Annotated in this window: 1 protein-coding gene; it reads left to right on the top strand. The window is 56.2% G+C overall.

The window, feature by feature from the left end; translation table 11 throughout:
- On the top strand, window positions 1-308 hold a 308-nt coding region (locus ACL9RM_RS26650), incomplete at both ends, for an AMP-binding protein (protein ID WP_414126722.1).

The following is a 308-nucleotide window of genomic DNA, read 5'->3' as shown; positions in this document are numbered from 1 at the left end:
CGTTCGCTCAGCGAACGCTTTGAAGAGCAAGCGAAGCGCAACCCTGAGCGGATAGCAGTTGTGTCTGGGGCCACCGCACTGACCTACACTGAGCTGAATGAGCGTGCGAACCAATTGGCTCGTGTGTTACGAGCGGAAGGGGTCGAAGCAGATCAACCGGTTGGCGTATTGCTGGAACGTTCTGCGGATATTCTGGTGAGCATTCTGGGGGTACTTAAGGCTGGAGGCGCGTATGTGCCGATGGATACGATGTATCCACAGGAGCGCATCGACTACATGCTCCAAGACAGTGGGGCCAAGGTCGTGAT

Source organism: Paenibacillus sp. S29 (genome assembly GCF_049319765.1).
Lineage (GTDB): Bacteria > Bacillota > Bacilli > Paenibacillales > Paenibacillaceae > Paenibacillus > Paenibacillus polymyxa_B.
Note: the sequence above shows the minus strand (reverse complement) of the source record. Positions and strands in the feature narration are given on the sequence as shown.